This window comes from Pseudanabaena sp. PCC 6802 (assembly GCF_000332175.1).
Taxonomy (GTDB): domain Bacteria; phylum Cyanobacteriota; class Cyanobacteriia; order Pseudanabaenales; family Pseudanabaenaceae; genus PCC-6802.
In genome coordinates this window covers 1,401,805-1,416,466 of record NZ_KB235914.1, presented here as the reverse complement: position 1 = coordinate 1,416,466, position 14,662 = coordinate 1,401,805, and the positions used below count along the sequence as shown (strand labels likewise).

Sequence of the window (14,662 nt, the reverse complement as noted above, 5' to 3'; positions counted from 1 at the left end):
AACATCCATTTTACCCTTTTGTTTTATCCGCACACATGCGATCTCGCCCTTCATATTTGGCTTTATAAAGAGCAGCATCAGCCGCAGAGATCAGGACTTGGGGTTGAGACCCGACGATCGGGATCGTGCTAGCTACGCCCAAGCTCAGGGTAATGTACGCTCCCACCGACGAAGTGTCATGGCGGATACACAAGCATTTAATCGCAAGTCTAGCTTGCTCGGCTAAGACAATGGCTCCTGAGAGATCGGTATTGGGAAGCAGTAGGGCAAATTCTTCTCCTCCATAGCGCGCAGCAAGATCGGCAGGACGCTTCACTACTGCGGCAAATACTTTGGCAACCTGTTGCAAGCATTTGTCGCCCTCTAAATGCCCGTAGGTATCGTTATATTGTTTGAAGCAATCCACATCGCACAGAATTAACGACAAGGGAAATTGCTCCCGTGCTAGTCGCAACCATTCTCGATTTAGATATTCGTCAAACCGACGGCGGTTGGCTATTCCAGTTAAGCCATCCAGGTTAGCAAGGCGCTCTAGCTCCAGATTTGCTTGTTGCAGGGCGGCTTCCATGCGCTGCCGTTCCGTAATATCGCGCACGATACAAACTGCCTCATCAGCCCCACTTTTGACAAACCGCGATTCGTAGATAAAAATTCCATCCGGTTTAGCCAACTCATGCTCGAAGGTCTGGGTCTCTCCTGTTTCCACTGCAGTGCGGATGCGCTCTAACAAATCGGCTTTGAGAGCTTCAGGCATGGGTAAATTGCGCAAATTGCTTTCAATTAAAGCTTCGCGCGGCAAAATTAGATCGGCTGACTTTCCTTTGATATCTAAGAACGAACCATCGATATGGTGGCGGAAAATCTTGTCTGGAATAGCATTGAGTAGCGCGTTCGTGCATTCTTCAATTTCGCGAAAGTCCTTTTGCGATCGCTTTAATGCCCGCTTTGTGGTGTCGTGATCGAATATCTCCTGTTGTAATTGAATGCGACAATCTTGCAATTGGTTTTGCAGGTGCAGGATCTTCAGTTGATTTTCGACCCGAGTTAAAATCTCAACGTGGTGGAAAGGCTTGGTAATATAGTCCGCGCTGCCTACAGCAATAGCTTGAATTTGGGCGAGCGTTTGCTCGGAAGGGTCGATTAAAATTACGGGAATCTGACGAGTTAGCGGATCGTTCCTGAGTTTTTGGTAGAAAGCGTAGCTGCGTTCTGGATCGTCGCTACTAGCAAGCAAAATTAGATCTTTAAGTTCTTCTACCTTGACTAAGGATATTTGCTCAAACGAAAAACACCTGACTTGATAGCCATGTTTGACTAAAATTGTCGATAACAGTTGGAGGTTGGCGATCGGATCGTCAACAATCGTAATGCTGCTTGGCAATTTCTCGCGATCGTGGCTCATATAGTTTGGACTTAACTCGTGCAGACCCTATGGCTGTTAAGTTAGGACTCCCGCACATGAGTACGGAAAGAAAAGGGGCTTTAGGCGTTCCCCTTACTAACTTAACCCCAATCGTCGTCCCATTCTTCATCAAAATCGTCGAATTTGTCACTTTTAGTTGCGTTCTTGGCAGATGCGCCGCTACTTTTTGAGGCGCTGGACTTGCTGGATTCGCTGTTTTTGCTAGCAGCAGAGGCTCGGTAAGCGCTGTAACTACTGGGCTGCTTAGTTGCACTAGTTGTATCTGGCCCAGGTGTAGTTGCCTCAACCTCTGTCATTTCCATGTTTTGCCAAACTGTGGTGGCGATCGCTCCTAAGCCAGCACTAAACACTAGAACCAACCCCACAGGTAAGTTAATTGACTCGAATGTAAAAAACTTAATTGTCACCAACATCGTATTTTGAGTTGCAAAGATGGCTACACCCATTAGCAAAACCCACAGCAGTCCATAAACAAGTATTCGCAACATAGTTCACCTTTCATACTCGTAATTAATTGCCTGCCTGCTCCTGGGCGAGGAAATGACCGAATTCCTCGTAGAAATAATCGCCAAGAATCGCCTGCCGCATGCGATCGCTAAACCGTACCAATTCTGTAATGTTGTGAATAGAAATCAGTGTATAGGCGAGGATTTCCTGCGCTCTGAGTAAATGGCTGATATAAGCGCGACTGAAGTTGCTACAGGCATAGCAGGAGCAATTGGGGTCAATGGGCGTAAAATCCCGCTTATATTTCGCATTCTTGAGATTCCACCGTTCGCTACCAACAATAGCGGCACCATGCCTGGCCAGGCGCGTAGGGATGACGCAATCAAATAGATCCACTCCTGCTGCCACTGCCTGCGACATCTCCCGATGCGTGCCAACGCCCATCAGATACCTGGGTTTATGGACAGGTAACAGTGGGGTTGTCGCTTGCACGATCTTAGCAATTAATTCCGGCGGTTCCCCTACGCTTACGCCCCCGATCGCATAGCCGGGTAAGTCAAACGCCACCAACTCGCGAGCCGATTGCTGCCGTAAATCTAGAAACGTACCGCCCTGCACGATGCCAAATAGTGCCTGTCGATCGCTTCGATCGTGGGCTTTGACACAGCGCTCTAACCAACGGGTGGTGCGATCGCTAGCCTGGCTAATTTGCTCTCGCGTGGCGGGATAGGGCGCGCATTCATCAAATGCCATGATTACGTCGGCACCAAGTTGGTTCTGAATTTGGATCGACTTTTCGGGCGTGAGGGCGACGATCTGACCGTCCCGAGGCGAGCGAAACGTTACCCCTTCATCGGCGATCGAGCGAATTTCACTGAGACTAAACACCTGAAAGCCACCAGAATCGGTCAAAATTGGGCCTTGCCAGTGCATAAACCGATGTAAGCCCCCCGCTTCTGCTACTAAATCCTCACCGGGTTGTAAATGCAGGTGGTAGGTATTCGCTAGAATCATTTCGGCTTGGCAAGCTTGCAGTTGATCGGGCGTGACGGTTTTAACATTTGCCAGCGTTCCCACAGGCATAAACCGAGGTGTATGCACCTTACCGTGCGGAGTGTAAAATGTGCCTGCCCTTGCTCCGGTTTTGCTGCATTGAGCCTCAACTTGAAATTCAAATGTGCTGACCTTAGTTTGTAAATTCATTACTTACCCACCTTACACGCAAGATTCTGAAACCCTAACCCCTAACCCCCTCCCTGATGGGCTGTGCCCCCTGCGCCCCCACCACCCAACCCTCACCACCCATCACCAAACTCCATCACCCCACCCTCGGTAAGGGTTTAGCATTTGTGCGACAGTCTTGGCATCAAACACAAGAATTTATGACAAATGCTAAACCCCTGCGCCCCCACCACCCATCACCAAACTCCATCACCCCACCCTCCCGTAACGTGCTACCCGATTTCGATCGCCTGAATCGCAGGACTGATTAACCAGCCATGCCCACATCTGATCGCCCAACGAAAAATGCCACCACTCGTTGGGATGGCGCTGAAATCCTGATGACGACATCACTGCATATAGTAACTCGCGGTTGGCATGAAATTGTTTTGCTTCTGGGGAATCGACCGATTTGAAATAATCTGGGAAAGAGCGCGGCGACACCTCATCAATGTCAGAACCCATATTAACTTCTTGCCCGCGTTCGTCTTGCAGCGTTACATCGATCGCAGCACCAGTACTGTGCGGCGGCGGCATCTTGGGATCTTCGCTGGGCATTGCCCAGAATTGTAAAGTCAAGTCCATAATTTCTTCGCGTTGAGCAGCGGTAAGATTGTCCCGCTCCCAGCCCCTTGACTCAATTAGCTGCAAAAATGTATGTTCCACCATAAATTTTTGTATATGCAGTGGGCGATAAGCATCAAAAATTTTGATGCACCAATTTGGCTTAGTACTTCGTAGGTATTTTTGCGATGCCTCCAGGCAGTGCAACACCCCTTCACGCAGGGAAAACGGAGAGCGATCTCCGTACTGTGCGCCCAGCGATTGGTAAGGATGGGGAGTGGTAAAGGCAAAATTCGTCGGAATTGCTACCAACTTTTCGCCACATTCAATGATAGAAATACTTAAGTAAGGCTTGCCTTTTAGCGTCTCAATTTTTGGGAACATTCGATCCAAGAAATAGCTCTTAGTAGTTTATTTTTATTCATCCAGTTAACTTAATGAGCTAAAGATTCTAAGAAGATTTCTCAGAGAGTAAAGATACCATCTTGATGCAGGCAGGTTGAGCTTAAATAAATATGGTCACAGCCATAGTATTAACTACACAACCTGCGCCTATGGGGATTTTATTTGCTAGGAATCTCCTGAATCAGGCGGTTCATCGGTATATGGACGCAATAAAAGCGTAAGTTTGTCTTTCCATATTGAGTTTTTGCAAGTTTGCAGTAGAATCTAAGCCAAAATGATGTGTGAGGAGGTTAGGGCTATTATTTCAACTATACAAACAGATGGTGTGCAGTCCACGCAGCCGGATGATGAGGATCAAGAGTCATCGGTGTTGCACATTGTAGGAAATTCCAGACTAAGCGGTCACGTCCCCATTAGTGGTGCTAAAAATTCAACCTTAGCGATTATGGCAGGAGCGTTGCTGTCATCCGATGGTTGTCGCATTACTAACGTGCCGTCTTTAGCCGACGTACAGCGCATGATCGATATCCTGTCCGCCCTGGGCATTAAGATCGATCGCGATGGTGATGCCTTAGATATTGATGCCAGTCATATCGGGCAATCCAGCGCCCCCTACGAGTTGGTCAGCAAACTAAGAGCTAGCTTTTTTGCGATCGGTCCAGTGCTAGCACGTTTGGGCGTAGCACGCATACCATTGCCAGGTGGCTGCGCGATCGGAGCCAGACCTGTAGACTTGCACGTTCGCGGCTTGCAGGCTATGGGTGCAGACGTACAAATTGAGCATGGTATTGTGCAGGCTTATTCCCGCCAACCCGGTGGCAGACTGCGCGGTGCCAAGATTTACCTGGACTATCCCAGTGTTGGTGCCACTGAAACATTAATGATGGCGGCAACGCTGGCTGAGGGCGAGACAATTATTGAGAATGCGGCTCAGGAACCAGAAGTAGTCGATCTGGCCGACTTCTGCATTGCTATGGGCGCAAAGATCCAGGGTGCAGGCACCAAGACTATCTATATCGATGGTGTCGATCGCATGCACGCCACGGAATATGCCATTATTCCAGATCGCATTGAGGCAGGCACGTTTATGGTGGCTGCTGCCATTACTAAATCGATCCTGGATATATCACCAGTCGTGCCCGATCACCTGACGGCAGTAATTGCCAAATTGCAGGAAATCGGCGCGAAGGTCAGCTACGAATCGCCCACCTGTCTGCGCGTGGAAGGCAGCGACTGCCATCGCGGCACTGATATAGAAACTCTGCCTTATCCAGGGTTTCCCACGGACATGCAGGCACAGTTTATGGCTTTGCTGACTTTGAGCGAAGGTAATAGCGTAGTCAAAGAAACTGTATTTGAAAACCGCCTCCAACATGTGGCCGAGCTTTGCCGCATGGGAGCCAATATTCGCTTGAAGGGTAATATTGCTGTGGTGACGGGCGTTCCAACACTGTCGGGCGCGCCTGTGACGGCAACCGATCTCAGAGCGTCGGCGGCGCTGGTGCTGGCAGGTTTAGCAGCCCAAGGTGAAACCCAAATTAAGGGCTTACACCACCTCGATCGCGGCTACGATCGCATCGAACATAAGCTTAGGCAGCTAGGAGCCAATATCTATCGCACATCTGAGGCTCCTGTAGCTTAGTTGTAGCGATTGGGATTCATCGCGAACTTGATATAGCACTCCTATCTGAATTGTAAAATTTCTGCGCTGACTGCCGACCGCAGATCGCTGCTAGCTAGCTTTCACAAATCATTTCGGATTGCTATATACCCCCCTGCTAACCTAGGGCTTAGTGGGGGATATTTTTATATTTTTAATTGTGGTGAAGGTAGGCGAAATACCTAAAAAAGAATAATACTGGTTCTATACGCAAAGGAGACATAACCTATGCCGATCGCTACTCAACCCGAAAAACATATACTCTCCCTAGAAGAGTTTCTGGAGTTACCAGAAACTAAACCGGCAAGCGAGTATAACAACGGACAAATCTGCCAAAAAGTCATGCCTCAAGGGAAACATAGTAAATTACAGGTTGGACTCTCGGGGTGGATTAATCAAAAAGGTGAGGCAGATCGTAGTGTTTATGCTCTGACGGAGTTACGCTGTACTTTTTCAGGACGCTCAATTGTTCCAGATATAGCTGTGTTTACCTGGGAGCGGATTCCTGTAGATGAGGCAGGCGAGATTATTAACAAAATTACGATCGCCCCTGACTGGATCGTGGAAATTCTCTCGCCAGACCAATCGTCCATTCAGACGATTGAGAAGATCGGGTTTGCGATTAAGCATGGGACGAAATTAGGCTGGCTAATTGCATCAGAAGAACGGACTGTACTTGTATTTCAAGGCGATCGCTTACCTGAGATTAAACAAGGAGACGATCTCCTACCTGTTCTGGATGAGTTAAAAGATTGGCACCTATCTGCAAATGATTTATTTAGCTTATTGACTTTTGCTTCTAAATGACAGACATCCATCTCCTAAATACGTGCAAACTGGTTGACAGGCATTTGTGAAACAATTTATGCAAATTATAGCCATAGACAGATCTGTTAGGACAGGGGGTGTGGGGGCTGCGCCCCCACGCAGGGGTGAAACCCCTGCACCCCGTCCTAAGCCTGTTGTCTGTAGCTATATAAAAGACTTTTGCTCAAGTCTCGGAGCGCGTAACAACCTTGGTTAAGCCTACTTCTTCCCCTACAAGCTCGAACATTAAGTCATATCAGTGCGCGATCGCGCTTGGTAGTAACCTTGGCGATTCTCTCGCAATTGTGCGAGCGGCACTGGACTATCTCGCCTCTACCCCCGAGGTTGAGGTGGTCGAAGTTTCGCACTGGTATCGCACTAAACCAGTTACTGAAGCGATCGCCGGACTATACTCAGATCGCTCAACTACCGAAGCCAGTCCAGTTACTCAACCGGATTACATAAATGGCTGCGCGCTATTGCGGACTAGCTTAATGCCCAATCGCTTGCTGGCAGTACTGCTGGCAACCGAAGCACATTTTGGTCGCGAACGGCGCGAACGCTGGGGAGCCAGGACGCTCGATCTGGACATATTGCTCTACGAAAATTTCGTCCTCGATACGCCAAATCTCACGATTCCCCACCCGCGCATGTGCGATCGCGCCTTTGTCCTGCTACCATTAGCTGAAATCGTGCCGGACTGGATTCACCCGATTAATGGTAGTACGATCGGCAAACTAGCGATCGATCCACCCGATATATATATCTGCTCTCCACAAAAGTTAAATTCTGAAGATACCTTAGAGTAATCCTTATCTCATCTAATATGGAATTTCTAGCAGCATTACTCACGAGCTTATTAGGACTGGCAGGCGCGCCCGGTGTCGTCATCGATCGCACCGCCGCCGATCTGTTGCGCGGTCAGTTAGTCAGTGCCGAGACATTAGAGGTGAGAGTAGATAATACACCCAACTTTCAGATTCTTCAGGGCAAGGTAGATCGCATCCGCATGGCGGGTAGAGGGCTGTATATCCTTCCATTTCTGCGCATCGATAGTTTGGATCTGGAAACTGACTCCATCAGTATCGATCCCGATCGCGTTAGATCCGGAGAGCTAAAATTACTGCGCCCACTGCAAGCGGCTGTCAGAGTCGTTTTAAAATCAGAGGATCTAAATCGGGCGCTGCGATCGCCAACCATTGCAAAATCTTTTAAAGGTATTAAAGCCGATCTCTCATCGATTGCTAGTGGAACAAAAGCGGAGGAGTTTGACCTGGTCGATCCGGAAGTTACTTTCCTCGATGGCAATCGACTGCGATTGAATGCAACCGTGCAGCCCATTATCAAAACTTCTGGCGGTACCAGGGCTGAGCCTTTAGTAGTGGCGATCGAAACCAAACTGGATGTGGTGGGAGGTACGCGCCTGGAGCTTACCGATCCGAAAGCTTTTTTCAAAGGCGTAGATGTCCCCAGTCAGATTACGAAAGCTTTTGTCCGCACCCTGAATAGATTGCTCGATCTACGACAATTGGAATCCAGTGGCATCACTGCTCGCGTCCTCAAGTTTGAAGTTAATGAGGGTCACCTGCAGTTGATCGGATTTGCTCGCTTGGAACCCATGAAATAATTGCTAGAGACATAGAAAGGGATAACTTATATTTCCTATCTATCAGCCCGTACACTTCTAAAAGTTGACGTTATTTATGAATCCCTCGGTAAGGTTAGCCATAGCTTTCCTGCATAAATTGGCGATAATTAAGATTATCGCTAGAAGTAGGGTGGGCGCTGCCCACGAAACAATCGCACCAAAGCGATCGCCAAGAGAAGAAAATTAATCGCACAGAGATATAGCTATAGCCAATAGGCTTAGGACGGGGTGCAGGGGTTTCACCCCTGCATGGGGGCGCAGCCCCCACACCCCCTGTCCTGATAGATCTGTCTACGGCTATAAATACAAGTCAAGCGATCGCGCTCTTTGTTTTCTGTTAGCCAGCGATCGCTCGCGAAGTTGTCGAGATTTGCCGAGCGATCGCGCTCTTTGTTTTCTGTCAACCAGCGATCGCTTCTAAATCAGAACTTTCAGTATCAGGTTGCTCGGATTTGGGTTGATAACCAGGACGATATAGCTATAGCCAACAGGCTTAGGACGGGGTGCAGGGGTGAAACCCCTGCGTGGGGGCGCAGCCCCTGTTACCCGACACGCCCTGTCCTAACAGATCTGTCCATGGCTATATTTGGTCAGGGTACTATCAAACCGTTCGTACAAAATGTCCTATCGAGGTTAGTTTAATAGCAAATTGGGGAATAATGAGACTTGTAGAAAGTCAGGTATATAATTAAGATGCTGGGTCGGTTGCAGGGACTATAGCTGAATGTATTCCCTGGATTGATTGCAGGTGAATGGTTTGGCTGTTTTAGGCATGCAAACTACATCGCTGTTCTTGGCTTGTTGGGGGATTTGTAAGGGAGCTAATGTGCGGGCATTAGCAATTAAATATACTGCTGTTTGCACTGCCGCAAGCAAGCTCATTTTTATTAGTGACAAATTTGGTGACAAATATAATTAGGCATAGCCATAGGCAGATCTGTTAGGACGGGAGTGCAGGGGGCACCCCCTGCACTCCGGCTTAATCTCCTGGCTTTAGCTATAAAAATTGTATCCACGCTACCAGCTTTGCCGACTTCAGTTTCTGCTGCCTTGGGGGGAATGGATTTTATGTTTAGGGGGGATAATGGAGGAAAATCGAGGTAATATTCTGATTGCCGACGATAAACCGGACAATCTAAGGCTTTTGTCCAGGATTTTAACGGATGAAGGTCATAAGGTTCGTAAAGTATTGGATGGCAATCGCGCTTTAGATGCGGCTCAACTTGAGCCGCCTGACCTGATCTTGCTGGACATCATGATGCCGGAGATGGACGGTTATGAGGTTTGTCAAATGCTGAAAGCTAACAAACGCACTCAGGCAATTCCGGTGATATTTTTAAGCGCTCTGGACGACATTGAAGACAAGGTAAAAGCTTTCTCTGTAGGTGGAGTAGACTACATCACCAAGCCGTTTCAGAAAGAAGAGGTGATTGCTAGGGTCAAAACCCATCTGCACATACAGGCTTTGCATCGAGATCTCAAGCACAAAAATTCTCTTTTGTCAGAAGAGATCGAACAACGCAAAGTTGTAGAAGCAGATTTGAAAAGGGCTTTGCAGGATCTGAAAACGGCTCAAGAGCAAATCATTGCCAGAGAAAAATTGGCTTCGCTGGGTACGCTAACCGCCGGTATTGCCCACGAACTGCGGAACCCGCTCAATTTCATCAAGAACTATGCGGAGGGGTCGATCGAATTAGCCGAGGAAATTAAAGAGGAGATAGAAGGCCAACTGCAGTATGTGAATTCAGAAACTGCTAGTTCCATTCGGGAAATTTTGGCAGACATTAAGGAAAATGCCATGACAATACGCCAGCACGGACTGCGGGCTGCACAAATCATTAGCAGCATGATGCAGCATGCTCGCTCGGAAGTGGGCAAGTTTCAATTGACCGATCTGAATTCTTTGCTAGCTGATGCCATAAACCTGATTTATAATAGCAAGCGAGTTCAGCATCCTGGATTTGACATTGCGATCGAGACGAGCTATGACTCAGATATCGGGCAAATTGACGTGCTACCTAGCGAACTCAGTCGGGTCTTTATCAACCTGATCGAAAATGCCTGTTATGCCGCGCAAAAAAAACGGGATAAAATGGGGGAGGAATTTGCGCCCAAGTTGTCGGTTAAAACCCAAAAGCTAGGCAATAAAGTAGAAATACGAATTCGCGATAACGGGATGGGAATTGACACGGAAACCCAGGCTAAAATTTTTGAACCTTTCTTTACAACCAAACCCGTCGGGGAGGGAACGGGTTTGGGCTTATCCATCGCCTACAATATCGTTGTCAATCAACACGGAGGGATTTTGAAGTTGGAGACCGAACTCAATGTTTATACTGAATTTGTCATAATTCTACCTTTGCAAAGTCGCAGTGCGAGCGATCGCGATACAGGTAATACTTGGAAGGGTGAAAGCACCTTGAGTGAAGCTTCTCTAACAATAGAAGCAAGCTAAATATTTACTTTTTGTGGAGATAAAAGCTCAATAGTTAGACTTTAATTTCCACCTTCTAGATTTAAAAGTTTTCTAGTTTTCTGGAGTATGTAAAAGATGGTACCTGTAAAAATCCTGGTTGTAGATGATGAGGTAGAAATGGAGCGTCTGATCGAGCAGCGCTTCAGAAAGCAGATCAAAGCTCAAGAACTTGAATTTATATTTGCTGCTAATGGGGTGGAGGCTCTACATAAACTGCAGGATAACGGTCATGTGGACATGGTGTTAACCGATCTCAATATGCCTCATATGGATGGTTTAACACTGATCGAGCAGCTCACCAAGGTTGATGAAACACTCAAGGCAGTGGTGATGTCGGCCTACAGCGACATGCCAAACATTCGTCAGGCAATGAACCGAGGGGCAGTGGATTTCCTGGCGAAACCTATTGATTTTCAAGATCTAGAGAAGACCATCCAGAAGACTAAAGGGTTTGTCCATCAGGTTAGAGAGAAACAACTAAAAGAACGTAAGGCTCAAGAGAAATTAATTCAGTTAGAGCGTTACAAAAGGTCTGCTCTGCGTAAAAGTATCAGTTTATCGCTTCCCCACGAGATCAATACACCTTTGAATGGAATTTTGGGATTCACAGAGTTATTATCGCGATACTACAGTTCTATGCCCCAAGAAGAGGTCTTGGAAATTATCGAGGATATACGTACTTCTGCTACCCGTCTTAATAAGGTTTGCCAAAGCTTTTTGCTTTACGTAAAGTTTGAACTCCTGAAATCGAATCCACAGCAAACCGCACAACTGAAGGAAATGTCAGCTAATTCTGTAAGGTTCTCGATCGAAGAATGGTCTCAGGGAAAAGCAAGGGAGTATAACCGCGAGCGGGATCTGCATTTAGGGATCGCAGATGGGACTTTATGGATTTATGAGCCTTTTTTAAAGACGGTGGTAGAGGAGATATTAGACAATGCCTTTAAGTTCTCTGAGATAGGTACGCGGGTGCTGCTGGTCAGCTCAATTGTAGACGAGCAGTTCGTTATGTACGTTCGCGATCGCGGACGGGGGATGACCAAGGCGCAGATTGCTAATTTAGGTGCTTATATGCAGTTCGATCGCGAATTTTACGAACAGCAAGGTTTGGGACTAGGGTTAGCTACTGTCAAGCGAATTGTTGACTTCTATGGGGGCGAATTTGCGATTGAAAGCTGCAAAAAAATGGGGACGACAGTTACGATCCGATTGCCGATCGCAAAACGCGTCGCTCAAAGTATCTCATAAATTCTACTTACACTTAGATGTTGCAGGCTATGGATGCAGTCAAAATTTTGGTTGTAGATGATGAGTTGGGAATCCAGCGCTTGATCGAACAGCGCTTTAGAAAGCGGATCAGAGCCAAGGAGCTAGAGTTTATTTTTGCAGCTAATGGCGTAGAGGCTCTCGAAAAATTGCAGGGTGACAACCATGTAGATATGGTACTGACCGATCTCAACATGCCTGAGATGGATGGTCTGGCATTGCTTGGCTGCTTGCCCACAATTAGCGAAAACCTCAAGGCAGTTGTGATATCTGCCTATACCGATATAGCTAACATCCGTCAGGCCATGAATCGAGGCGCTTTTGATTTCCTCTCAAAGCCAATTGATTTTCAGGATCTGGAGAGAACGATCGAGAAAACTGTAGAGTTCGTCCACCATCTCAAACATAAGCAAGACCAAACCCAGAAAATTCAAGATGAATTGCTCCATGCAGCGCTCCACGATCCGCTGACCGGGTTGCCCAATCGCGCCTGGCTCAGCAATCGCCTCACTGAAATCTTCGAGCAGCAGTCAAGATCGCAAGAACCATTATACGCTCTATTATTCATCGATCTTGATGGGTTTAAGGAAATTAACGACGAACTGGGACACCTGTTGGGGGATGAGTTGCTCAAGTATGTGGCTCAACGCCTGAAGCATTCCCTGCGAGAAGGAGATAGCGTAGCGCGACTGGGCGGCGATGAGTTTGTGGTATTTCTTGAAGGGGGAGATATTGACAGTGCCACCATTGTAGCCAAGCGAATCCAGGCAAGCTTGCAGCGCCCTTTCAAATTGGGCGATCGCCAGGTATCGAGTGGAGCGAGCATCGGTATCGCTTTGAGCAGCCCAGAGGATCGGCAACCCGACGACCTCCTGCATAATGCGGATGTCGCTATGTATGTTGCTAAATCCGAGGGCAAAGGCTGTTATGTGGTCTTTGACCAGAGCGTACCTGGAAAAATTGAGACGATAGTGTAAGAAAAAATTAGTGTTGAGTTGAGTAACTATGGCACCAATCAAAATTCTAGTCGTAGATGATGAGATAGAACTCCAGCGTCTGATCGAACAGCGGTTTAGAAAAAAAATTAGGGCGCAAGAAGTTACTTTCCTATTCGCACCTGATGGACTAGAAGCCTTGCAAAAGCTAAAAGCAGATCGGCAGGTGGATATGGTGCTAACGGACATTAATATGCCCAAAATGGATGGCTTAACGCTAATTGGCAGGCTATCTGAAATTGATGAAACCCTCAAGGCAGTAGTGATATCCGCCTATGGCGATATTCCCAATATTCGGAAAGCAATGAATCGGGGTGCCTTTGATTTCCTCACGAAGCCAATTGACTTTCAAGATCTGGAAGTGACGATTCAGAAGACGCTGGAATGCGTACACCAATCTAGGGAAAAACTATACCAGATCCAAAAAGCGCAGGAGGAGCTATTCCACGCAGCATATTACGATGCATTGACCGGATTACCCAATCGTAACTGGTTTTCAGAATGTATTGCTCGGCTGATCGAACAAACAAATCAAGGTATGGATCGGTTATATGCACTGCTATTTATCGATCTCGATCGCTTCACACTGATCAATGATAGTTTGGGGCACGCGATCGGCGATGCTCTGCTGGTGGAAGTCGCCGAACGGCTCAAAGTTTGCTTGCGCGAGCCAGACACTGTCGTGCGTTTAGGGGGTGATGAATTTGGTATTTTGCTGGAAAATGTCAAGGACAGCCATTGTGCGATCGCCGTTGCCAAACGCATTCAGGAGTTGCTGGCGCAGCCATTCAATCTGGAGGGACTGGAGATATTTTCTGAAGCCAGCATCGGTATTGCTTTAGGGATTCAAAATTACCAACGTTCTGAAGAATTGCTGCACGATGCAGATGTGGCGATGAACTGGGCCAAAGCTCAGGGCAAAGGGCGCTACGAAGTCTTCGACCCGATCATGCAAATTAAGGTGAGAGAGTGTTTGCAACTGGAAAATGACCTGCGTAAGGCGATCGATCGGGGAGAATTAAGCCTTCATTATCAACCTATTATCTGTTCTGCCACCGATCTGCTCAGTAGTTTTGAGGCGTTAATCCGCTGGCATCATTCTGGCAGATCGATCCCGCCAGTTAAGTTTATTCCCCTGGCGGAGGAAACCAAATTGATTATTCCCTTGGGCTGGTGGGTCGTGCGTACCGCTTGCGAACAATTGCGCCTTTGGCAACAACAGTGTCCCGGACATGTCTCTCCCAAGCTAAATATTAATTTCTCCGCCATTCAACTCCAACAGGCTAATGTAGTCGAACAGATGCAACAGATTCTGGCCGCTACGGGTCTTGAGGGTAAGAGTCTCAACCTGGAGATCACCGAAAGCTATCTGCTTGAGAACGCGGCTTCTTCAGTCGAAACCTTGCGAAGATTGAAAGAACTGGGCATTCACCTGTGCATTGATGATTTTGGTACGGGCTATTCCTCCTTAAGTCGCTTGCACGAATTTCCCATTGACACGTTGAAGATCGATCGCTCCTTTATCAAGCGCATGGATCTCAACTCCGGCAAGAATCTGGAAACCGTCCAAATGATCGTCACGTTGGCTCACAGCCTGGGCATGAACGTAGTGGCTGAAGGGGTAGAAACCATGGAGCAACTCGATCGACTCAAGCAGCTAGGATGCGACTTTATCCAGGGATACCTGATTTCCAGGCCGATCGATAGCCAGTCGGCCAGCCAGTTTTTGAGCCAGACGTAAACGACAACG

At 47.6% G+C, this 14,662-nt stretch carries 13 protein-coding genes; 8 read left to right on the top strand and 5 right to left on the bottom strand.

Annotated features, from left to right (window positions below):
* Nucleotides 1-10: 10 nt before the first annotated feature.
* From PSE6802_RS0111775 to PSE6802_RS0111760, 4 genes are all read right to left on the bottom strand, one after another.
* The gene (locus PSE6802_RS0111775; RefSeq protein ID WP_019500261.1) at nt 11-1,402 is read right to left on the bottom strand and encodes a GGDEF domain-containing response regulator; all 1,392 of its coding nucleotides are present in this window, start codon (nt 1,400-1,402) and stop codon (nt 11-13) included.
* Between the two features lie 101 nt (nt 1,403-1,503).
* Complete coding sequence (locus PSE6802_RS31025; protein WP_019500260.1) at nt 1,504-1,911, bottom strand: lipopolysaccharide assembly protein LapA domain-containing protein; 408 nt, start codon at nt 1,909-1,911, stop codon at nt 1,504-1,506.
* A gap of 22 nt (nt 1,912-1,933) precedes the next feature.
* A complete protein-coding gene (tgt, locus tag PSE6802_RS0111765; RefSeq protein ID WP_019500259.1) occupies nt 1,934-3,073 on the bottom strand; it encodes a tRNA guanosine(34) transglycosylase Tgt in 1,140 nt (379 codons plus the stop codon).
* Nucleotides 3,074-3,301: 228 nt separating this feature from the next.
* Entirely contained in the window at nt 3,302-4,039 is a 738-nt protein-coding gene (locus PSE6802_RS0111760; RefSeq protein WP_019500258.1) for a M15 family metallopeptidase, read from the bottom strand.
* A 295-nt stretch (nt 4,040-4,334) separates the two neighbouring features.
* On the opposite strand from PSE6802_RS0111760, the gene murA reads away from it, so the two are divergent.
* The 4 genes from murA to PSE6802_RS0111740 all read left to right on the top strand — a co-directional run bounded on the left by murA (nt 4,335) and on the right by PSE6802_RS0111740 (nt 8,154).
* Nucleotides 4,335-5,702, top strand: a complete 1,368-nt coding sequence (murA, locus tag PSE6802_RS0111755) for a UDP-N-acetylglucosamine 1-carboxyvinyltransferase (protein WP_156815500.1) — start codon at nt 4,335-4,337, stop codon at nt 5,700-5,702.
* A 246-nt stretch (nt 5,703-5,948) separates the two neighbouring features.
* On the top strand, nt 5,949-6,527 hold the full coding sequence (locus tag PSE6802_RS0111750; protein WP_019500256.1) for a Uma2 family endonuclease: 579 nt from the start codon (nt 5,949-5,951) through the stop codon (nt 6,525-6,527).
* Nucleotides 6,528-6,772: 245 nt separating this feature from the next.
* Complete coding sequence (folK, locus tag PSE6802_RS0111745; protein ID WP_026103245.1) at nt 6,773-7,336, top strand: 2-amino-4-hydroxy-6-hydroxymethyldihydropteridine diphosphokinase; 564 nt, start codon at nt 6,773-6,775, stop codon at nt 7,334-7,336.
* A gap of 17 nt (nt 7,337-7,353) precedes the next feature.
* The gene (locus PSE6802_RS0111740) at nt 7,354-8,154 is read left to right on the top strand and encodes an LmeA family phospholipid-binding protein (protein ID WP_019500254.1); all 801 of its coding nucleotides are present in this window, start codon (nt 7,354-7,356) and stop codon (nt 8,152-8,154) included.
* Between the two features lie 260 nt (nt 8,155-8,414).
* On the opposite strand, the gene PSE6802_RS33380 is transcribed toward PSE6802_RS0111740, so the two are convergent.
* The gene (locus PSE6802_RS33380; RefSeq protein ID WP_019500253.1) at nt 8,415-8,579 is read right to left on the bottom strand and encodes a hypothetical protein; all 165 of its coding nucleotides are present in this window, start codon (nt 8,577-8,579) and stop codon (nt 8,415-8,417) included.
* 680 nt (nt 8,580-9,259) lie between these two features.
* On the opposite strand from PSE6802_RS33380, the gene PSE6802_RS28670 reads away from it, so the two are divergent.
* From PSE6802_RS28670 to PSE6802_RS0111710, 4 genes are all read left to right on the top strand, one after another.
* Complete coding sequence (locus tag PSE6802_RS28670; RefSeq protein WP_019500251.1) at nt 9,260-10,630, top strand: hybrid sensor histidine kinase/response regulator; 1,371 nt, start codon at nt 9,260-9,262, stop codon at nt 10,628-10,630.
* Between the two features lie 96 nt (nt 10,631-10,726).
* The gene (locus PSE6802_RS0111720; protein ID WP_019500250.1) at nt 10,727-11,899 is read left to right on the top strand and encodes a hybrid sensor histidine kinase/response regulator; all 1,173 of its coding nucleotides are present in this window, start codon (nt 10,727-10,729) and stop codon (nt 11,897-11,899) included.
* Nucleotides 11,900-11,928: 29 nt separating this feature from the next.
* Entirely contained in the window at nt 11,929-12,894 is a 966-nt protein-coding gene (locus PSE6802_RS0111715) for a diguanylate cyclase domain-containing protein (protein ID WP_019500249.1), read from the top strand.
* 28 nt (nt 12,895-12,922) lie between these two features.
* Entirely contained in the window at nt 12,923-14,653 is a 1,731-nt protein-coding gene (locus tag PSE6802_RS0111710; protein WP_019500248.1) for a putative bifunctional diguanylate cyclase/phosphodiesterase, read from the top strand.
* The last annotated feature ends 9 nt before the right edge of the window (nt 14,654-14,662 follow it).